Origin of the sequence: Cupriavidus sp. Agwp_2 (assembly GCF_040784895.1) — a bacterium.
Taxonomy (GTDB): Bacteria; Pseudomonadota; Gammaproteobacteria; order Burkholderiales; family Burkholderiaceae; genus Cupriavidus.
The window spans coordinates 149,838-170,293 of sequence record NZ_CP088084.1 but is presented as its reverse complement, the minus strand read 5'-3'; the positions used below and the strand labels follow the sequence as shown (position 1 = coordinate 170,293).

The following is a 20,456-nucleotide window of genomic DNA, read 5'->3' as shown; positions in this document are numbered from 1 at the left end:
ATGCTGACACCTGACCAGCAACTGGCCATGGTCGCGCAGGCCGCGCGCGCCCCGAGTGCCCACAATATCCAGCCGGCCCGCTGGCACTTTGCCGGCGACCGCATCCTGCTGCTGGAAGACCCGGCGCGCTGGCTGTCCGTGGGCGACCCGACCGGCCGGGACAACCAGATCGCGCTGGGCATGGCGTGGGAAGGCATGGCGCTGGCTTTATCGACGATCGGCATTTCGCTTTCCCCGCCGGAGACTGAGGCGTTGCCTTACCCGCCCCCAGCCGCCGGCTTGCGGGTCGCGGCCTCCGGCCAGCTCCGGCCCGGTGCCAGCGCGGATCCCCTGGCCGCCGCCCCGGACCAGCGCCGCGCCTGGCGCGGCACGTTCGCCCGTGCCGACGCCGCGCAGTTCGCGGCCATGGACCAGTGCATCGCCGCGCATGCCGGGGTTGCCATGGTGGCGGAACTGGCCAGCACAGCGCAGTTCGCCAAATGGCATGACGACGCCGCGGCGGCCGCCTTCCACGATCCGGCCTTTGCGCGCGAGCTTTTCTACTGGCTGCGCCTGTCCCCGCGCGCCGCTGGCTGGGCCCGCGACGGACTGTCGGCCGAGTGCATGGCGCTGTCGCGCTGGGAAACGATGGCAGCATCGGTCGCACTGCGGCCCACGGTAGTGCGCGTGCTGGCAGCGCTGTCGCTGACCGGGGTACTGGCCGGGGACGGCGCCAAGGTCAACAGCGCCGCCCGGATCGTGCTGATCCACGCCGCGCGCGACGTGACGGACTTCGAGGTCGGGCGCCGCTGGTACCGCTTCTGGCTGGACATGGCCAGCCGGGGCATCGCCGGCGTGCCGATGTCGGCGCTGGCCGATTCGCCCCGCCACGCCGCATTGCTGACGGAGTGCCAGGCGCTTCCAGCGGGGCACCGGCTGGTCAACGTGATGCGTTTCGGCCCAGTCGCTGGCGTAGCGATCCCCCGCAGTGCCAGGCTGCCAGCGTCGGAGCTGTTGCAGGCGGACGGCCCGCGCTAGAGCAGCTTCAGGAATTCCAGCAGCGCGTCCTTGTCGCTTTCCGACAGGGCGGTGAACTCCCGCTCGTGGCCCCGGTTGTCCCGCCCCGCGGTCGTGGTGTCATAGAGCACCGGGCTCGACCATGGCTGGTAGTGCGGCGGATAAACCCACGTTCCTTGCGCGCCGAACCGCCCGGCGATCCCCACGCTGGCGTAGTCCAGCGCATGGCCGCCCACCCAGAACCGGCGCGGCCGCGCCTCCGGATGCATCAGATGCCACAGCGTGGGAACCGAGCCATTGTGCAGATAAGGCGCCGTCGCCCAAAGGCCCGACAGTACGGGTGCTACATAGCCGCCGGTGTTGGCCGCATCGATATGCTTGCCCAGCGCCGAGCGCCCGATGGCCTGCAGCAGGCTCGCATCGATCGCCTGCCAGCGCGTGGCATCGGTGCCAAGCTCCGCCTGCGCCACCAGACGGTTGGGATAGCTGACCAGCCGGGGCCGTGCCGTGTCTACGTCCATGTCCTGGCTGTAGCGGCCATGGCACTGCGCGCACTGCGCCGCGTAGATGCCGGCGCCGCGTGCCGCGCGGACCCGGTCGACTGGTCCGGGAAACGGCGGCGGCTTGTAGCCCGCCATGAACCGCATCACGTCTTCCACCTGCGGGATGGCACGGCTGGCGCGATCCGGCGGCATGCCCATGGTCGGCACGGTAAAGAACGCCACGATATGCGCGAGTCGCCCGGGGTCATTGGGGTCATCCGAGGCAACCGGCGCAAAGCGCGCCGCGCCCTTGCTGGTATAGACCCCGTCATAGAGCAGCGAAGAACGCAGTTGCCGGTCGCCCAGTTCCGGGATCGACGTCGAGCCGCTCGCGCCCGCTCCGCCAGAGAGCAGATGGAACTGGAACTTCAGCGCCGCCACGCCATTGGTGCTGCCGGCCGCGCCATTGCTGAACGGCAACGGCGCATCGCCCCTGGCCGCGAGTTCGTCGATCCGCTTGACCAGCCGCGGCCATACGAACCTGCGGATGGTCGCCAGTTCATCCGCCGAGGTATCGGGATACAGCCGCGGAATGGCGGCCAGCAGCTTGTCGGGGTCGGACTTGACCCGCTTGACCGCCTGGTAGACCGCGTTGACGAAGCCGTCGAGATTGAGCGAGGTATTCGGCAAACCCAGCCACACCTTGCCGGTCGGTTGACCGTCCTTGCCGTAGGTCACCCCCGCATGGCACGCGGCGCACCCCAGGTTCGAGACTTCCAGCCGGATCCTGGGCAGGTCGCGGCCAACGTTGCCGCTGACGATGCCAAGCGGCTTGTCGAACCCTGGCTGCTGCGCAAGCGGCCAGTTCAGGATGCCGTCGGGATAGATAAACCCGAACTCGCGCAGTGCGCGCCGCAGTGTCTCCGGCGCAGGTGCCGCATCCGGGGCGTTGGCCAGCACCAGCGCGGTCGTCGCCAGCTTCCACGGCAGCGCATTGGTCTCGAGCGTATCGGTGCTCAGGCCGCCAAAGTCGTCGAACACAAAGCGGGCCGCGCCGATCTGCTCCGGCGTGCCACCGGCGGCAAACCCGCGCATGACCGTGGATTCTCCGTCGGCATAGCCACGCAGGAAGTCGCAGCCCGTCAGCGTGGACAGCAGCAGCCCTATGGTGATTGCGCGTGCAAGAGGCATTGTTGTCCCAGTGGACGAAGCTTCGCATTTTAATCTGCCGGGGACATCTGTCGAAATATTCAAATCTCGTCATCACCGTCCAGGACGAAGTTTGCAGGCGGTCAGCATGCGAAGCCGCCACGGCGCAAAAAAAAACGGCGGGCTTCCGAAGAAGCCCGCCCAGTCAGCTACCAGTGGATCGGTCTATCTGCAGCGCCGCGCGTGGACTAAGCCGCCACTTGTGCGCCAGCTGCAGCGGATTCTTTCGCAAACTTCTGCCTCGCGGTCGCAACGTGCGAGGCCAGCACCGGCCGCAGCACCATGATGGCAAGGAACGCAGCCGTCAGGTCCATCACCGCCACCGTGTAGAGCACCGTCGACCACGTGCCGGTGGCTTCCATCAGCAGGTTGCCGATCGGGACGAACAGCGCGCCGATGCCCTTGGCGGTGTACAGCACGCCGTAGATCTTGCCGATGTGCTTGGTGCCGAAGGCGTCGCCGGCCAGTGCCGAGAACAGCGAGTAGACCTCGCCCCAGGCCAGGAACACCACGCCCGACAGGATCAGGAAGGCATACGGGTTGCTGCCGAAGTAGCCCAGCGCGATGATGCCCAGCCCTTCCAGCGTGAAGGCGATCACCATGGTCTTTTCACGGCCGATGTTGTCCGAGATCCAGCCGAACAGCGGACGCGAGATGCCGTTCATGATGCGGTCGAGCATCAGGGCGAGCGGCAACGCAGCCATCACGAAGAAGTGCAGGTCGACCTGGAATTCCTTCACGCCCAGATCCTTGGCAATGACGCCCAGCTGTGCCACGGCCATCATGCCGCCGGTGACCACCAGCACGAACATGACCAGCATCAGCCAGAACAGCTTGGTGCACAGGGCTTCCTTGAGGGTGTAGTCGCGCGTGGCCTGGGCCAGCTTCTTCGACCCCCGCACCTCGCCGGTCTTGGGCGAGCGCAGGAACCACGCCGCGACAAAGGCCAGCGATCCTTGCAGCAGGCCAAAGAACAGGAAGGTGTGCTGGAAGCCCTGCGACTCGATCATCGCCGCGATCGGCAGGATGGTTGCCGCTGAGCCCGCGCCATAGCCGCCGGCGGTCAGGCCGACCGCGAGGCCGCGGCGGTCCGGGAACCACTTGAGCGCGTTGTTGATGCAGGTCGCGTAGATCGAACCCACGCCCATGCCGCCGACCGCCGCGCCGACATAGAAGCCCATCAGCGTGGTCGCCTGCGAGTTGATGCACCACGCCGTGCCGATGAGGATCGCGCCGAAGGCCACCATCATGCGCGGCCCGAACTTGTCGATGAAGTAGCCCTCGATCGGCGCCAGCCAGGTCTGCACCAGCACGAACACGGTAAAGGCAATCTGGATGCTGGCACGCGACCAGCCGTAGGTTTCCTGGATTTCGGGCACAAACAGGGTCCAGGCGTACTGGATGTTCGCGGTCGCGATCATACAGACCACGCCGACGACCAGCTGGATCCAGCGCGTGGACTCGGAAGTCCCGTGATTGGGGCTCAACGCCCCTGCCGTTGCGTTACTCATAGCGCGCTCCTTGAACCGTGCGTTTCGGGAAATCCGTGGGAATGGATGAAGGTGGGGACGCCATGCGCGTCAACTTGCAGGTGGCTCCTGGCATTTTCTGTCTCCTGTGTCGTTGGCATTTACTGCCTTTTATCGCGACGCCTGATCGACGTCTCCCGCACTCACCTGTTTCCAAATCCGAGTAGCGATGGGATACACAGTATGTGATATATCAAGTAAGTCAAGGCGAACCAGCGGCAGGGTTTTCACTAGCCCAGCGATTAATGAGGGAAGTGGCTGGAAAACGTAATTCAGGTTATTTCCGCATCAGTGCGTGGGGCACATGAATAAGCCGCGTATATTCCCGGAAATCCAATACCGACGCGGCGTTGCGGCGAGTCTTGACGATCACCTCAAAAGCAGGTCAAATGCAGACCAACGCAGAAACATTGCGATTTTGTAATGTTTCTGGGAAAATCAGGGTTTTCACCAGCCCGAATCAGAAGGCGGCAAAATAAGATTCCTGATTAATATCGATCCTGAATAATAAGAATAAAAAAAAGCCCGCAGGCGTCCCGGCGGGCGGAGTCATGGTGCGGGACATCAGCCGCAACATGTCATGCATTTATAAGCGATTATCTGCGGCAAATAAATAGGGGTGCGACTAATGGAATACCCGTTGTCTGTGTACGCGACAGCACAGTGCGGGGCTACACCAGCTGCGGCCAGCAGCCTCTGATCCCATTCGCCCAATTCTGCGTTTCATTGCGCACGAGGCGTGTCCCGCATATGCAAGCCTGGCACGCCCCGTCCGAAAAGGCGCGTCGGCACGCCGCCCGGCATTCCGCCACCCCGCGAACCCAACGCCGCGCCCAGGCGGCGTTTCGCCTTTTCTCCGGAAAGCGCACGACGCAAGGAGCCCCAGGCATGGAAGACCTCAGCGATATCAAGATCACGCAGCGAGACCTGCTCAAGGCTGGCGCTGCCTCGGCCACCGGCATCGCCCTGCCCGCCGCTGCGCAGGACACTGCGGCCAGCGGCTCGCAGGTTGCACAGACCGCAACGCGATCACCGAGGTTGCGGGGAGCAAGGCATGAAGCCCTTCACGCCATCGCGCAGCACGCCGGCCTGGATCCGCGCCAGGCGGTGTTCTAGAACAGCCAGGTCCGCGCCGGCGGGCGCAGCGTGCCGCTGGCGAGCATTGCCGTGAGCGCCCCCGAAGGCAGCCTGGCGGCCGAGGATGTGCTGGAGTTCGGCGACCTCGACAAGCGCTACCAGCAATCCACCTTCGGCGGCCATTTCGTCGAGGCGGCGGTCGATGCCGCCACCGGCGAGATCCGCGTGCGGCGCATGCTGGCGGTCTGCGCCGCGGGCCGCATCCTCAATCCCAAGTCGGCACGCAGCCAGGTGATCGGTGCCATGACCATGGGCGTGGGCGCGGCGCTGATGGAGGAGCTGGCCATCGACAAGCGGCTGGGCTGCTTCATCAACCACGACCTGGCCGGCTACGAGGTGCCGGTGCATGGCGATATCCCGCACCAGGAGGTCATCTTCCTCGACGAGACCGACCCGCTCTCTTCGCCGATGAAAGCCAAGGGCGTGGGCGAACTGGGCATCGCCGGCGTGGCGGCGGCCGTCGCCAACGCGGTCTACAACGCCTGCGGCGTGCGCGTGCGCGACTACCCGATCACGCTGGACAAGCTTCTGCCGAAGCTGCCACTGCAGGCTTGACCGGCGCGACCATCCATTCGTAACCCAGCCGCACGCCGGCGATGCCGCCGTCGTGGTCGTGGTCGATGACCGTCACCTTGGCCCGCTGCAGCGCCTCTACGCGCTGGCCCGGCAGGCCGAAGCTGGCCACCAGCTCGTCGTCGCCCAGCGGCGGCAGTGGCTTGCGACGGTCCATGCCGGAGAAGCGGATCTGGTTGTACAGCGCCCACGCCAGCAGCACCACGCCGTTGAACACGCCCACCAGCACGTACACCGACAGCGTGCCCATGGTGGGCATCATCGCGGACCAGAACGGCACGTCGAGGCCGGTCGACGCTTCCAGCAGGATGTCGCGGATGCCGCTGGCAAAGAGGTAGAAGAAGCCGATCCACGCCAGCGCGGTCAGCACCGCGTCGAACGCCCAGCGCAGCGGTGCGCGCCGGGTGCGGATGATCATGTTGTCGGGATTCATGACGATTTCATCGATTGGATGCCGCGATCGGGACTGTCCCAGCGCGCGCGCTTGCGCCGGGTCTTGAGCATGACCTTGGGGAAGGCCAGCAGCGTGGTGAACATGCCGACCAGCCAGTACGCCAGCGGGTACCAGATGATCCAGTACAGCGTGCGCCCCAGGCGCGGCTCGTAGCGCCGGTCGATCGCCACGCTGATCATGAACTGCAATATGCAGACCGCCGCCAGCACCATGCCGGTAAAGCCCGGCGGCATCAGCTTCTGGATGCGGATATGCTGCGGCAGCTCGACGAAGTGCCCCAGCGCCCACAGCACGATCGACATGGCAAAGGCAAAGGCCCAGCCCGCCGACAGGCAGTACTCCGCCATCAGCGGCCACAGCCGGCGGTGGCGCCAGATCCAGATCGAGCGCACGTTCTTCATGAAGACCTCGGCGCCGCCCTGGGCCCAGCGCAGCCGCTGCTTGAACAGGCCGCGCACGGTCTCGGGCATCAGGATCCAGCACAGCGCGCGCGGTTCGTAGAAGATCGACCAGTGGTCGCGCTGCAGCTTCCAGCTGATGTCGATGTCCTCGGTGATCATGTCCAGGCTCCAGTAGCCGACGCGGTCCAGCGCGCGGCGGCGGAACGCGGCGACCACGCCGGACACGGTGAAGACCTGGCCATAGACGCGCTGGGTGCGCTTGATCAGCCCGATGATCGACGAGAACTCGCCAACCTGGATGCGCCCCACCAGCGTGGAGCGCGTGCGGATGCGCGGGTTGCCGGTGACCGCGCCGACGCGCGGGTTGGCCACCATCGGCGCGACCAGGTAGGCCGCGGCGTCCGGGTCCAGCGCCGCGTCGCCGTCGATGCAGACCAGGTACTCGCCGCGCGCGGCCAGCGCGCCCATGCGCAGGGCCATCGCCTTGCCCTGGTTCTGCGCCAGGTGCACCACGCGCAGCCGTTCATGGCGCTGCGCCAGCGCTTCCAGCACGGCGCCGGTGCCGTCGCGCGAGCCGTCGTTGATGGCGATCACCTCGAAGTTGGGATAGCGTTGTCCCAGCGCGGCCAGCAGCGTCTCTTCGCCGCTCTGCTCTTCGTTGTAGCAGGGCACCAGGATCGAGATGAACGGCGCGCCGGGCACCTGGGGCGCCTCGCGCTGCGCGCCCCACTGCCATTTGCGCTCCCAATGCAGCCAGAAGTACACGCCCCCGGCCATCCACAAGCCGGACATGAACAGCGGATAGAAGAACACGAAGGCCAGCAGCAGGTCGCCGGTGGCAAGCGCGGCCAGCGCGAACGGCAGCGCCAGCGCGACGCACAGGATGACCAGGGCAAACAGTCTTTCGATCATGGTGCGGGGTACCAGGCGTTAGACAGCGCCGGGCGGATCACGTCGAGCCGGGGCTGGTTGTTCAGGAAGTCGTCGGGGTAGTAGCCGAAGCTGCGCGCGCCGCGCTGCTGCAGGCGCTGCATCCAGCCGGCCAGCACCTTGCTGTCGACCGGGCTTGCGGCCCCACCTTCGGGCTTGCGCCAGTCGCGCGCCTGCAACTCGAACACCGTGCGCCGGAGCGCGCCGGGACGCTGCGCCACCGCATCGACGATGCGGTCGAGCCACTGGTTCTCCCGGCCGCGCGGCACCTGCTCCATGTACGGCATCGCCATCGGTGCGGTCCAGTCATATGCCGCCAGGAAGTCGTCGAGGTTCTGCGCGAACCAGGCTTCGCTTTCCGGCTGCAGGATGGGCATGGCAAAGATGTTGCGCGCGGTCTTGATCGCGGGGCCGCGGATCGCGCGCACGCGCTGCGTCAGCTCCTGCGTGAAATCGACCAGCGCCCGGCTCTTCACGCGCGTCCAGCGCTGCATGATCTCCGGGTCGGCGCGCAGCGCGGCAATGTTGTCCGGCAGCCCGGCCTTGCGGTACGCGGCCAGTGCCGGCGCGCTGGCGTCCTCGAAGTCGCTGAGGATGGCATCGTCGTGGAACAGGAGGCCCTCGAAGAAGGCGTGGCGGGCCAGGTCTTCATAGACTTCGGTGATGCGCTGGCGCGCCACCGGGTCGAACGGCGACAGGCGGCGGTACTGCTTCGCGTCGACCTCTGCGTGGTGGGTGGCCGGGTCCCAGCGCGTCACGCGCGGCAGCGACGGGTCCATGTCGAAGCTCAGCACCGGCATCCAGGCGTAGACCTTGACGTTGGTGCGGTTGTCGAGCTGCCATGCCACGCGGTTGAACAGGTCGGCGCGCATCGGCAGCCAGCGGTTCGGGAAGTACACCGACTTGACCAGGCCGTCGCCATCGTCGTCGGAGAAGGCCTGCAGGAAGACCGTATTGATCTTCAGGTCGTAGATGCGCTGCACCAGCTGGTCGAGGTTGCGGTTGAGCTGGGCCGGGTCCGGGTCATAGACGTAGTCCAGGTCGACGTGCGCGACGCGCATGGCGCTCGGCTCTTCCATCGTGGCCACCGACTGCGCGAAGGCGCGCAGGCCGGGGTTGTCGGCGAGCAGCATGCGCGCGCCGGACATCAGCTTGTCGACCTTGGCCAGGCCGTCTTCCAGCGTCAGCGCCATCTGGTAGCCGTTCTCGCCGATGATGCGCAGCGCGGTGCCGCCTTCGGCGCCGTACGGCCAGATCCACACGCGCACCGGCTTGCCGGTGACGGCCTGGATCTTCTTCGTGATGCGCTGCACGTCGGTGCGCACGCGCGCCTCGTAGGCGGCGTCGGTCTCATAGCGGCCGGTGCCCGCGTCGAAGCCGCGCACCGCCGCGGCCGGCTCGGTGTTGCCTTGCGGGTTGGCGTTGATGCCGTAGTGCAGGGCGTCCGTGTGCGCGCCGATCTCGACCAGCCCGGAGGCGGAAATCTCGCGCAGTTGCTGCCAGGTCAGCAGCCGGTCGCGCGCGGTCGGCGTGCCGCCGAAATCGACCGGCTGGCCCGCCGGCGTGTCGAGCCACGCGCCCACCGGCGCCAGCACCGCGGGCCAGCGGTAGGCCTTCAGAATCGGCAGCACGCGCGCATGGAAGCTGCGGTAGCCGTCATCGAAGGTCAGCAGCACCGCGCGCGCCGGCAACGGCTTGCCGCCGCGGCGCGCGGCCAGCACCTGGTCGACCGAGACCGCCTGGTAGCCGTTCTCGCGCAGCCAGGCCAGCTGGCCGATCAGGTGGTCGGTCCGCACGCTCAGGTAGGCCTGGTCAGGGTCCTTGTCCTCGACGTCGTGGTAGGCCAGCACCACCAGGTGGTTGTCTGGCCAGGGCTGTTCGGCGGCGGCGAGCGGGCGCTGCGCCGGCGGCGTGAACACCGGGATGTCCTTGGCGCAGCCGGCCAGCAGGCATGCGGCCAGCAGCAGCCAGAGCAGGCGGCGCCAGGCGTGCAGCGGAAATCGTGTCATGGCGGGGTCCGGGTCAGAGTCGGGATCAGAATCGATAGGTCAGGTCGAACACGATGCGCAGCTCGCGCTCGCGCTGGCCGTCATAGGGCCGGCTGGTAGCGGTGACGGTGGCGCCCACGTCGAACACGTCGTTGGTGCGAAAGCGCTGGCCGTAGCCGAGCAGCAGAATCGCGCCGGTGCCGAAGCCTTGCTGGCTGTACGTGCCGGCGCCCGCCAGGAACTGCTGCTCCCAGGCGGTCTCGTAGCGGCGGTACAGCGTGTGCGTGAGCCGGGCCGACGGCAGCACCGTCAGGTCGGCGCGCGGGCTGTAGTACGACACGTCGGTGCGGCTGTTGCGCGAGCTCCACAGGTCCACCAGCAGGTCGGCCTTCAGGTGCGGCGCGGTGTAGATCCGCTGCACGCCGGCGATGCCGCCTTCGAGCCGGTCATTGCCGTCACTGAAGTGCGACGGCGCCACCGTCAGCATCCACTCGCTGGCCTCGCTGGCGCGCCAGCGGCCGTAGACCTGCACGGTGTTGGCATAGACGCCATTGAGCAACGCCTGCAGCGGCGTCGCGGTCGAGCGCAGCGCGGCCGAGGCGCCGATGCGCCAGCGGTCATCCAGGTCATAGTCCACCGCCACCCGGCCGCCCTGCCGCACGCCATAGCCATACCAGTGCGTGGACAGCTCGGCCTCGACGGTCAGGTCGCGCACGCGCCGCTGCACGCCGGCGCGGGCCCAGCGGTAGTCGACACGCCCTTCGTCGAAGCGGCCGGTGGCATAGCCCACGCCGCCGAAGGCGCGCCAGTCATAGTGGATCGGCGGCGTGTACAGCACCGACTCGATGCCGAAGTTGCCGTCGCCCACCACCGGGCTGTCGTTGGCCAGGCCGCGATAGCCTTCGATGCGCAGTTCGGCCTTGTTGTGCACGGCCCATTCGCGCGCCAGGCGGCGGGCGGTCAGGTCCTCCGGGAAGCGAGCCAGGGTATCGTCGCGCAGCATTTCCGCCTGGCGCCATTCCTGCAGGTCGAGCGCGGCATGGCCCTGCTGCACTTCCACCGCGAGCGCGCGCGGCGCCAGCGCTTCGGCGGCCTTCAGTTCCTGTTCGGCGGCACGCGGCCAGCCGCGCGCCAGGTAGACATTGGCCAGGCCCGCGCGCAGGCCGGAATGGCCGGGCGCGTTGCGCACCAGGTCTTCCGTGCGCTGCTGGGCCTGCACGGTGTCATCGGCCTGCAGGCGCGCGCGCGTGGCGGTCTGCTCGGCGGACAGCCACAGGTCGTTCGGCTGCCGCGTCGGCTGGCCGCGCACCCAGAGCCATTGCGGCTGCTCGGTGCGGGCCTCGCTCACCACCTCGCCCGCGGGCTCGAAGGCTTCGGCTTCGGCGTTTGCGTAGTACAGGCCGGTCTGGGCCTTCAGGCGCGTTTCGGGGTCGAGACCGAGCGGATAGGCTTCGCGCACCTGGCGGAACAACTCGGTGGCCTGTTCGGGGTGGCGCAGGTAGAGGTAGGCCGAGGCCACGTCGCCCAGCGCGTAGACGGGCACCGCAACGTCCTCGGCGCGCAGCGCCTCGTAGCTGTCGACCACGTCCTGCATGCGGAAGCGCGCGTGCAGCGCGCCGAGACGGTCGATGCGGGCGCGCCGGTACAGGGTCTCGCCTTGTCCTGCCTTCGCGCCCTGACCTTGCAGCACGGGCAGCAGCGCATCGTAGCGCGCCAGCGCGCGGTCGGCGATGGCAAAGCGCTCGGCTTCCATCCGCGTGGGCATGTCAGCCAGCCGCACCAGTTCGGCGGCGGCATCCAGTTCCAGCGTCTGCCGGGCCGCGCTATCGAACAGCGCCGGATGCTCGCCGGCAACGCGCAGCGCGGCATCGGCCAGCCCGGCACGCTGCAGCGCGGCCACGTATGCGCGCACGGCGTCGGCGCGTTTGGGTGCACGGGTGTAGGCCTGGTCGGCCTCGAACAGGGCCTCGTACGGTTCTCCGGCGCTGGCCTGCGCGTAGGCCAGCACCAGGCGGCTGTCGACGTCATCCGGCTGGCTGCGCACCAGTGCCTGGCCCGCTGCGACGGCTTCCGCGGCCTGGCCGCTGTCGGACAGCACCCCGACCTCGCCCAGCGCAAACACCGCCTCGTCGGGGAAACGCCGGCGGCCTTCGCGGTAGCGCGCCAGCGCCTCGTCCCAGCGCTTCTGGTCGCGCAGCGCGCCCGCCACCGCGGCCAGCACCTGCGGCGGCGCGGACCGCGCGACGCCCGCCTGCTCCAGTGCTCCGTAAGCGGCCAGCACCTCGCCGGGGCGCCCGGCCCAGCCGGCGATGATGATCCGGTCAAACGCCGCGCGCCGGTCCGAGGGAGCGCTGGCTACGCGCTCGCGCAACATGGTCAGCGCACTGGCGTAGTCACCGGCGCGGGCGCGCTGGATCAGGGCATCGTATGCGGCGTCAGCCTGCGCGGGTGCCGGCATGCAGCAAAGCGCTGCCGCCAGGCCCGCCGCGAGCCCGGCCGGCATGCGCCGGCGCAAGGTCTTGCGCCGGGCCGCACCGGTGCCGGCACGCGAAGGTTGCGTCATCAGTGAATCCATGGGATTCGCAGCCTGTCTCTTGTTATGCCCGAGCGCCGGCCCGCCTGCTGGAAGCGTGCGCGCGCCTGGGGTCCGTTATCGGCAGATGACATGCGGCACGGAGACACGGAACCCGATCGGGCCTGGCCGCAGGAGAGAGAGGCGGCAGGACAGCCCTACGGGATCCGGCGGGCACCGAGGAACCACGCCGGATGGCCAGCCCGCGATGGGCATGGCGTCGTGCAGACGCTACCGCCGCCTGGGGCGGGGTGCGTTGTCGCAAATCGGGGGGAATTGTAAGCGCTGTTTAGCGCTGCAAATCGTTAACATTCGCAAACGAATTTACAACTTGCTTCGAATTCCAGGTGCGAATTCTGTTCGCAATCCGCGATACAGGGCAATACCCGTTCGGGGGAAACATTACACACTTTTTACCGGCTTGCCTTGTCCGGCCTGGCTTGGCGCCGCGCGGGCCGCAGGGTGAGGCGGGGGTTTTGAGGCGGGTTTTCCGCGAACGTAGGTAATGGCCGACATAACCCATGCTCCCGAATATCTTTTCTATTTCGCGAGCCGGCAAATGTCCCTAATTCCATAACTCAACCAAATGGCGGATTTATGAACGATTAAATGCCGGCCGTGGGGCGGCGGCCAACCACCTGGCCCGCGTGACCGAGTAGGCAGCGGCGTCCATCTCCTGGCCGGGGACGACGCCAGCCACTTCGGCCAGCCCGCCACTTTGTATCGCACTGTATCTGGCGCGGTCCCGGACATGAAATGTTGCATTCCGGCGCTGCGGGGAAACAAGCGGGATACGCGTGGGCGCTCCAATGCGGTCATCGACCCAACCGGAGCCCGACGATGCCCGCCTGCCCTGCCCTGCCTGCCTGTGTTGCGCGGTGTGCCGCGCCGCACTCCCGCCGGAGCCGCCAATGATCGACGCGCTGCTCGCCTTCCTTGCCGGCGTGCTGACGATCGCATCGCCGTGCGTGCTGCCGGTGCTGCCGATGCTGCTCGGCGCCTCCCTCGGCCAATCCGACCGCTTGCGCCCGCTGGCCATCGCGCTGGGCTTCGTGGCCGCGTTCTCGGCATTCGGCATTGCCTTCGGCGCGCTGTCCAGCGCCTTTAGCGATGCCCATGGCGTGGTGCGCAACGCCGCCATCCTGATCCTGCTGGTGACCGGACTGGCGCGGCTGTGGCCCGCCGGGTTCGCGCGGCTGGCCGGGCCGTTCGGCGGCATGGCCGAGCGCCTGGCGGACAGGTTCGGCAGCGTGGGCGGCAGCGGCATGGCCGGCGGCTTCGTGCTGGGCATGTCGCTGGGCGTGGTCTGGACCCCGTGCGCCGGGCCGGTGCTGGCGTCGATCCTGGCGCTGGTGGCCAAGGCCCAGGACCTGCGGCGCGCCACCGCGCTGCTGGGGGTGTATGCCGCCGGCGCGGCCATCCCGATGCTGCTGATCGCCTACGGCGGCCAGTTCGCCACCACCCATGTGCGCCGGCTGGCGCGCCACACCCAGCGGCTGCAGCAAGGCTTCGGCGCGCTGGTGGTGGCCACGGCCATCGCCATGTATTTCCAGTACGACACCCTCGCCGTCGCGTGGCTGACGTCGCTGGTTTCCTTCACCTGAATCCCCTGGCTGAATCCTTCCCGACTGTCCGACACGGAGACTGCACCATGCACCGCATCCTGCGCACCCTGCTTGCCACCACCGCCATCCTCGCCGCCACCCACGGAGCCCCCGCTTCCGCCGCGCCGGCGGACTTCGGCAAGGCCCCCGAATTCACCGGCATCGAGAAATGGCTCAACTCCGAACCGCTGACCCTTGCCGGCCTGCGCGGCAAGGTCGTGCTGGTCGATTTCTGGACCTACGACTGCATCAACTGCATCCGCACCCTGCCCCATGTGCGCCAGTGGTACGACAAATACCGCGACAAGGGCCTGGTGGTGGTCGGCGTGCATACGCCCGAGTTCGGCTTCGAGAAGTCCACCGCCAATGTCCAGGCCGCGATCAAGCGCTTCGACATCCGCTACCCGGTGGCGCAGGACAACATGTATGCAACCTGGAATGCCTGGCGCAACCAGTACTGGCCCGCGCTGTACCTCGTAGATGCCGGCGGCAACGTCGTCTACAAACACTTCGGCGAAGGCAACTATGCCCAGACCGAGGCGGCCATCCAGAAGGCCCTGGCTGCCGCCAGGCCCTGACCCCTCCGGCGCGCGTTCGCGCGCCTGCTTTCCTCTCTCTTGCCGTCCATGGCGACGGCACCCCTCCTGGCACGCCACCCATTCCGGCCGAGCTTGCCGGCCCACCCCGAGTCCTTTCGGATATTTCCTAGGGTGGCACCAAGGGGGCCTCCATACACTGCCCCTTGTCCCCGCCACGCCCGGACCTGGCAAGGCCACAGCGGCCTGCCGGGGGGCGCGGCGGGACAGGGCGAGCAGCCCGCTTCTGCAGCGCACCGACAGGTTGCCGCGGCTGCCGCCGGTCCATCAACCCTCGACAAAGCCATCATGACGCAAACCAAGCTTTTCGCCGCTCTCCTCCTGGCCGGGACCGCACTGGGCGCGCAGTACGCCCATGCCGCCGACGGCACCATCACCTTCAACGGCATGGTCACCGCGCAGACCTGCACCATCAACGGCAACGGCAGCGGCAGCAAGAACTTCAGCGTGAACCTGCCGACGGTTTCGGCCTCGACACTGCAGGGCGCCTCCACGGCCGGCCGCACGCCGTTCTCCATTGCGCTGACCAACTGCACGCCGACGTCGGGCAACGTGCATACGTTCTTCGAGTCCGGCGCCACCACCGACCTGAGCACCGGCAACCTGATCCTCGACAGCGGCCCGGCACCGGTTGCCACCAACGTGCAGATCGGCCTGCTGAACGCCGACGCTTCGCCGATCAAGGCAGGCTTCGCCGATGCCCAGCAGAACTCCAAGGCCGTGGCGCTGAACAACGGCGCCGCCACGCTGCAGTACTACGCCCAGTACGTGTCGACCGGCAACGCCGGCGCCGGCTCGGCCAATTCGAGCGTGATGTACACCATCGCCTACGAATAAGCCGTCACGGCGCTACCGCGGAGCGTGTTACCGGCCGCTCCGCGGCTTGCCAGGCAAGCCGCCGGTCATGACGCACCGATGCCGCCAATCCAATGACATCGACCTTCAAGACTCTCGTTGCCGGCTGCGCCTGCGCCGTTTCGCTCATGGGCGCACTGCCCGCGCAGGCTTCAGTGGTGATCGCGGGCACCCGGGTCATCTACCACGCCACCGATGCCGAGGTGACCATCAAGCTTTCCAACGAAGGGCAGACACCTGCGCTGACGCAATCGTGGATCGACAGCGGCGACCTGCGCGCGGCGCCATCGGCGATCGACGTGCCGTTCATGCTGACGCCGCCGGTGTCGCGCATCGATCCCGGCAAGGCCCAGACGCTGCGCATCGTCTATACCGGCGAACCCCTGCCGCAGGATCGGGAGTCCGTGTTCTGGCTCAACGTGCTGGAAGTGCCGCCGCGGCCCGCTGCCGAGGACGCCGACAGCAACAAGCTGCAACTGGCGTTCCGCTCGCGCATCAAGCTGTTCTTCCGGCCGTCCGGCCTCAAGGACAGCGCCGCCGATGCGCCGGCGGCGATCCGCTGGCGCATGACGCGCGCCGGTTCCCATGCCGCACTGGAAGCGCATAACCCGACCGCGTACCACGTCTCCTTCTCCGGTGTGGAACTGCTTGGCGGCGGCAAGACCGCCAGGTCCGAGGACGGCAGCATGGTCGCGCCTGGCAAGACCGCCATCTTCCAACTGGCCGGCGATGCCATGTCAGGCGCGGACAGCAAGGTGCGCTACCGCGCGATCAGCGACTACGGCGGCGAGATCACCGGCGAAGCAATGCTGGACACGTCCGTGCCAGCCGAGCCGCCTGCGCCGTCCAAGCAAGACACCCATCAGCCTTAGCGGCCCTCCTGTACGGGTGCGCCGGGTTTCCGGCCCGGCCCACCCGAACCCTCCCCTCCCGCCCGACGATGCCGCCTACGCGGCAGGGCCCGCTGTTGCCCGCGGCTGGCATGCGGATCGTCCGCGGCTTGCCCGCGGGCCGGCACTGACAGCAACGAGCATGCAAACATTCCCTCCTATTCCTTCCAGGCTGCGCCCGGCAAGCGCGGTGGCATTGTCTCTGTTCGCCAGCGTCGGCACTTTCGCCGCCAAGCCTGGCATGGCCGTCACAGCGGCCGCGGCGGCAGCTGCGGCTACAGCGGCCACAGCCGCCGGCGGCGCGCCGCTGGTCGCCGAGGTCGACTTCAACGACACCTTCCTGCGGCAGCCGGGCGGCGCCCGCCTTGACCTCAGCCGTTTCAACCAGGGCAACCCGGCCGCGCCCGGCGAATACCGCGCCGACCTCTACGTGAACCAGGTCTGGCTGGGCCGCGCGCCGGTGCTGATGAAGCAGGTCGGCGACGACCCGCGCAATGTCCAGCCGTGCCTCGACCGGGGACTGCTGGAGCGCATCGGCGTGGACCTACACAAGCTTGCGCCCGAGGCCGCCGCGAGGCTGGAGGACGCGCATGCCTGCGCGCCGTTGCCCGAGCTGGTGCCCGATGCAAGCGCCATCTTCGACAATGGCGAACAGCGTCTCGATGTGTCGGTGCCGCAGGCTTCGATGGTGCGGCAGGCGCGGGGCTACGTCGATCCACGCTACTGGGATGACGGCGTGCCTGCCGCGCGCCTGCAATACATGGGCAACGTCTACCACCTGGATAGCGCCGGCCTGTCCAGCACGCAGGCGTACCTGGGGCTGAACGCCGGCTTCAACGTCGGTCCATGGCGCTTCCGCCACGTCGGCAACCTGACGCGCGACGAATGGGCGGGCACGCATTACCAGAGCGTGCAGACCAGCCTGCAGCGCGCGATCGCACCGCTGCGCAGCCAGCTCATCTTCGGCGATGCCTTCACCGACGGGGTCATGTTCGACAGCGTCGGCTTCCGCGGCGTGCAGCTGGCCACCGACGACCGCATGTATCCCGAATCGCAGCGCGGCTACGCGCCGACCGTGCACGGCATCGCCAACAGCAACGCGCGCGTGCAGGTGCGGCAGAACGGCAACCTGCTGTACGAAACCACGGTCGCGCCCGGCCCCTTCGAGATCAACGACCTCTACCCGACCGGCTACGGCGGCGACCTGGAAGTGCTGGTGACCGAGGCCGACGGCAGCGTGCACAGCTCGCGCGTGCCCTACGCCGCCGCGGTCAACGCCTTGCGCCCCGGCGTGACCCGCTACAGCGTCACCGCCGGGCAGTACCGCAACAACGCCGTGCACGGCACGCCGATGATGGTGCAGGCCACGGTACAGCACGGTTTCACCAACCTTGTGACCGGCTATGGCGGTGTGACGGCGGCGCGCGACTATGCCGCCGCGGTCGCCGGCATTGCGCTGAACACCGACCTGGGCGCAATCGGCGCCGACCTGACCCAGGCTTACGCGCGCCTGCCCAACCAGGCCAGCCGCAACGGCCAGAGCCTGCGGCTGTCGTACAGCAAGCTGCTGCTGCCGACCAGCACCAACCTGACGCTGGCTGCCTACCGTTATTCCAGCAGCGGCTTCCTCAGCCTGACCGACGCCGTGGCGCTACACGAACTGGACAGCCGCAACCTGGCATACCTGTCGAACGGCGTCACGCGCGGGCGGCTGCAGGTCACGATCAGCCAGGCACTGGCGCCGGGATACGGCAACGTGTTCCTGGCCGGCTCGGTGCAGGACTACTGGAACCGTGACGGCACCGACACCCAGTTCCAGTTCGGCTACAACAACGTCTACAAGCGCATCAGCTACGGTGTGACCGCCGCCCGGCAGTTCAACGTCGGCGTAGGCCGCTGGGAAAACCGGGTCATGCTGAATGTCGGCGTCCCGCTCGGCACCAGCCAGCATGCACCCTACGCGCTGACCAGCTTCAGCCGCGACTCGCGCGGCAGCACCACCTTGCAGGAATCGGTCACGGGCACACTGGGCGTCGACAATGCCTTCAGCTATGGCGTGAACGCCGGCTATATCGGTGGCGGCGGCGCGCGCGACAGCGCCAGCGTCGGCGCCAATGCCAGCTATGCGTCGCCGATGGCCACGCTGACCGCCAATGCCAGCACCAGCCGCGACTACACCCAGGCCGGGCTGGGCCTGAGCGGCGGCATCGTGGCCTACGCCGGCGGTGTCGCCTTTACGCCGACGGTGGGCGACACCATGGCCATCATCGAGGCTGGCGATGCCGCCGGTGCGCGCATCACCAACGGCAGCGGGCTGCGCATCGACCCGTGGGGCCATGCGATCGTGCCGACGCTGACGCCGTTCGCCAGCAACCAGGTCGAAATCGATCCCAAGGGACTCCCACTCAGCGTCGAACTCAAGGCCACGCAGCAACACGTGGCGCCGACCTCGGGCGCCGTCGTCAGGATGGCCTTTGAAACGGTCAATGCCGGCCGCAGCGCGCTGGTCCGTGCCACGGGCGCAGATGGCACCCCGGTGCCCTTTGGCGCGCAGGTATTCGACGCGCTGGGCAACGAACTCGGCACGGTCGGCCAGGGCGGGCGCGCGATCGTGCGCGGGCTGCATGAAGACCAGGGCCGCCTGACGGTGACATGGGGCAAGGGCGCGGCCGAATCCTGCGCCTTCGACTATGCGGTCACGGACGGCCAGCGCAGCGACGCGCCCTGGCTGCTGCTGCCGGACAGCCAATGCCGGTGAGGTCACGTCGGGCGCAGCCCGGGAGCCAGCACAGGAGGGAACAGGAGGCAATGCAGGAGCCGTTTCGGATAAATCCGATGCATCGACATCGCGGGCAAACCTATCTTCTTGAAGAAGTCAACGCGGCATGGAAAGCCGCTACAGCGCCGCACGTCTTTGATCATCGGTTTTGCCGATTCTTGGGATACCCCAGCAATGACCTCCAACGTACTCGTCCTGCTCGACCGCGCCACGGCATGCGCCCCTGCGCTCGAGCTGCTGCAGCGAACCGCAGGCCTGCGCTGCGAAGCCGTCACCGACATCGACGCAGCGGTGCAGCGCCTTGGCGCAGCCCGCTGGGAACTGCTGCTGTGGGCGGCGCCGCTGCGCGGTACCGCCTTCGCGCGCCTGGTGCAGGCGCTGTCGCGGCGCCCGCAGCGCCCGCTGCTGGTGCTGGCCACCGCCGACGACCCCGCCCTGCTGACCGCAGCCATGCGCTACGCCCACGGCTGCGGCGTCACCGTGCAAGGCTACGTGCGCGGACCGCTCGACGGCGCTGCAGTCTCGGCGCTCCTGCATGGCCGGGGTAACGCCGCGGTGCCAGGGCCCGCCATCCCGCCGGTGCATGGCTTCGGCGGGAGCCAGCCGGATGCGGCGCCCGGCCGCGACGAGATCGCCGTGGCATTCCTGCCGCAGGCCTGCGCGACCGACCCAGGCGATATCGAAGCGGTGGAGGTGGTGCCCTGCTGGCGCCATCCCCTCCATGGCGGGCCTGCGGGCCAGCGCTTCCTGCCGCCGCCGGCCGACGGCGAAGTCGCGCTGCGGCGGCTCAGCCAGGTGCTGGGGCTGGCCGCGGCGGCGCTGGCGGCGTGGCTGCCCCTTGGCTTCCACCCGTCGCTCTCCTGCCCCTTTCCGCTGGCGCTGCTTGACCTCGACGACTGCGCCGGGCGCGTGGCGCGCGTGATACAGGATCACGGCTTGCATGCCAGGGACCTTACTTTCGAACTGGACCTGTCCGGCGGCGACCACGACCTCCATGCCATGGCTCCGGCGCTGCTGGACCTGCGTGCGGAGGAGCTGGAGTTTGCCGTGTCCTGCGGGGCACGCCATGACGGCATCGGCTATGCCACGCTGCTCGACGTGCCGGTCAGCGAGCTCAAGCTGGCGCCGGGGCTGACCGACGGCGTGGCGTTCGACCCCCATGTGCAACAGCTGGTGGCCGGCATGGTCGCGCTGGCCAAGCGGCTGGACATCCGTGTGGTCGCCACTGGCGTGGCGCAGCCGGAGGACTTTGCCGTGCTGCGTGACCTGGGATGCGATTTCATGCAGGGGCCGGTGGTTGGCGGACTGTGGCCCGCGGCATCGCTGGCGCGGCCATGCGTGCCCTGGCATGCCGACGTGCAGCACGCCTGAAGCGCCGCCTGACCCTTTGTCGCCCGCCCCCCCGGGCGTAGGGCACCGGATTCGGAATACTCCTACCCGGCACCTGCGGTGGCCTTCCTA

The 20,456-nt window shown here is 68.2% G+C and carries 14 protein-coding genes and 1 pseudogene; 9 read left to right on the top strand and 6 right to left on the bottom strand.

The features are described from left to right. Complete coding sequence (locus LPA45_RS18590) at nucleotides 1-1,017, top strand: hypothetical protein (protein ID WP_317923682.1); 1,017 nt, start codon at nucleotides 1-3, stop codon at nucleotides 1,015-1,017. Here LPA45_RS18590 and LPA45_RS18585 read toward each other — a convergent pair. Both LPA45_RS18585 and oxlT read right to left on the bottom strand, forming a co-directional pair. Continuing rightward, on the bottom strand, nucleotides 1,014-2,669 hold the full coding sequence (locus tag LPA45_RS18585; RefSeq protein ID WP_317923680.1) for a hypothetical protein: 1,656 nt from the start codon (nucleotides 2,667-2,669) through the stop codon (nucleotides 1,014-1,016). The genes LPA45_RS18590 and LPA45_RS18585 overlap by 4 nt on opposite strands. A 206-nt stretch (nucleotides 2,670-2,875) precedes the next feature. Next, nucleotides 2,876-4,198 (bottom strand): oxalate/formate MFS antiporter, encoded by a 1,323-nt coding sequence (gene oxlT / locus LPA45_RS18580; protein ID WP_116321388.1) that lies wholly within the window; start codon nucleotides 4,196-4,198, stop codon nucleotides 2,876-2,878. 906 nt (nucleotides 4,199-5,104) lie between these two features. On the opposite strand from oxlT, the gene LPA45_RS18575 reads away from it, so the two are divergent. Together LPA45_RS18575 and LPA45_RS18570 are read left to right on the top strand one after the other, a co-directional pair. Then, nucleotides 5,105-5,332: a hypothetical protein gene (locus tag LPA45_RS18575; RefSeq protein WP_116321389.1), complete on the top strand. Its 228-nt coding sequence runs from the start codon at nucleotides 5,105-5,107 to the stop codon at nucleotides 5,330-5,332. Nucleotides 5,333-5,335: 3 nt separating this feature from the next. Beyond that, nucleotides 5,336-5,908: pseudogene (locus LPA45_RS18570) on the top strand (molybdopterin cofactor-binding domain-containing protein); the annotation flags it as partial. Here the strand turns inward: LPA45_RS18570 and pgaD are convergent. From pgaD to pgaA, 4 genes are read right to left on the bottom strand one after another with little or no spacing between them, the layout of a single operon-like run. After that, nucleotides 5,865-6,359 (bottom strand): poly-beta-1,6-N-acetyl-D-glucosamine biosynthesis protein PgaD, encoded by a 495-nt coding sequence (gene pgaD / locus LPA45_RS18565; RefSeq protein ID WP_116321390.1) that lies wholly within the window; start codon nucleotides 6,357-6,359, stop codon nucleotides 5,865-5,867. The pseudogene LPA45_RS18570 and the gene pgaD sit on opposite strands and share 44 nt — an antisense overlap. Further along, on the bottom strand, nucleotides 6,356-7,693 hold the full coding sequence (gene pgaC, locus LPA45_RS18560; protein ID WP_317923678.1) for a poly-beta-1,6-N-acetyl-D-glucosamine synthase: 1,338 nt from the start codon (nucleotides 7,691-7,693) through the stop codon (nucleotides 6,356-6,358). The genes pgaD and pgaC overlap by 4 nt, the downstream gene beginning before the upstream one ends. Then, on the bottom strand, nucleotides 7,690-9,720 hold the full coding sequence (gene pgaB / locus LPA45_RS18555) for a poly-beta-1,6-N-acetyl-D-glucosamine N-deacetylase PgaB (RefSeq protein ID WP_116321392.1): 2,031 nt from the start codon (nucleotides 9,718-9,720) through the stop codon (nucleotides 7,690-7,692). Before pgaB ends, pgaC begins: the two co-directional genes overlap by 4 nt. Before the next feature lie 25 nt (nucleotides 9,721-9,745). Then, complete coding sequence (gene pgaA, locus LPA45_RS18550) at nucleotides 9,746-12,262, bottom strand: poly-beta-1,6 N-acetyl-D-glucosamine export porin PgaA (protein WP_317923676.1); 2,517 nt, start codon at nucleotides 12,260-12,262, stop codon at nucleotides 9,746-9,748. Nucleotides 12,263-13,182: 920 nt separating this feature from the next. On the opposite strand from pgaA, the gene LPA45_RS18545 reads away from it, so the two are divergent. The 6 genes from LPA45_RS18545 to LPA45_RS18520 all read left to right on the top strand — a co-directional run bounded on the left by LPA45_RS18545 (nucleotide 13,183) and on the right by LPA45_RS18520 (nucleotide 20,366). After that, on the top strand, nucleotides 13,183-13,875 hold the full coding sequence (locus LPA45_RS18545; RefSeq protein WP_116321393.1) for a cytochrome c biogenesis CcdA family protein: 693 nt from the start codon (nucleotides 13,183-13,185) through the stop codon (nucleotides 13,873-13,875). A 47-nt stretch (nucleotides 13,876-13,922) separates the two neighbouring features. Beyond that, a complete protein-coding gene (locus LPA45_RS18540; protein ID WP_116321394.1) occupies nucleotides 13,923-14,453 on the top strand; it encodes a thioredoxin family protein in 531 nt (176 codons plus the stop codon). Between the two features lie 306 nt (nucleotides 14,454-14,759). Beyond that, nucleotides 14,760-15,308, top strand: coding sequence for a fimbrial protein (locus LPA45_RS18535; protein WP_116321395.1), 549 nt, complete (start codon nucleotides 14,760-14,762; stop codon nucleotides 15,306-15,308). A gap of 92 nt (nucleotides 15,309-15,400) precedes the next feature. Further along, a complete protein-coding gene (locus LPA45_RS18530; protein ID WP_116321396.1) occupies nucleotides 15,401-16,198 on the top strand; it encodes a fimbria/pilus periplasmic chaperone in 798 nt (265 codons plus the stop codon). A 160-nt stretch (nucleotides 16,199-16,358) separates the two neighbouring features. Next, complete coding sequence (locus LPA45_RS18525) at nucleotides 16,359-18,974, top strand: fimbria/pilus outer membrane usher protein (RefSeq protein ID WP_317920394.1); 2,616 nt, start codon at nucleotides 16,359-16,361, stop codon at nucleotides 18,972-18,974. A 195-nt stretch (nucleotides 18,975-19,169) separates the two neighbouring features. Further along, nucleotides 19,170-20,366 carry an EAL domain-containing protein gene (locus LPA45_RS18520; RefSeq protein WP_116321398.1) on the top strand — a complete coding sequence of 399 codons (1,197 nt, stop codon included), beginning with the start codon at nucleotides 19,170-19,172 and terminating at the stop codon, nucleotides 20,364-20,366. The last annotated feature ends 90 nt before the right edge of the window (nucleotides 20,367-20,456 follow it).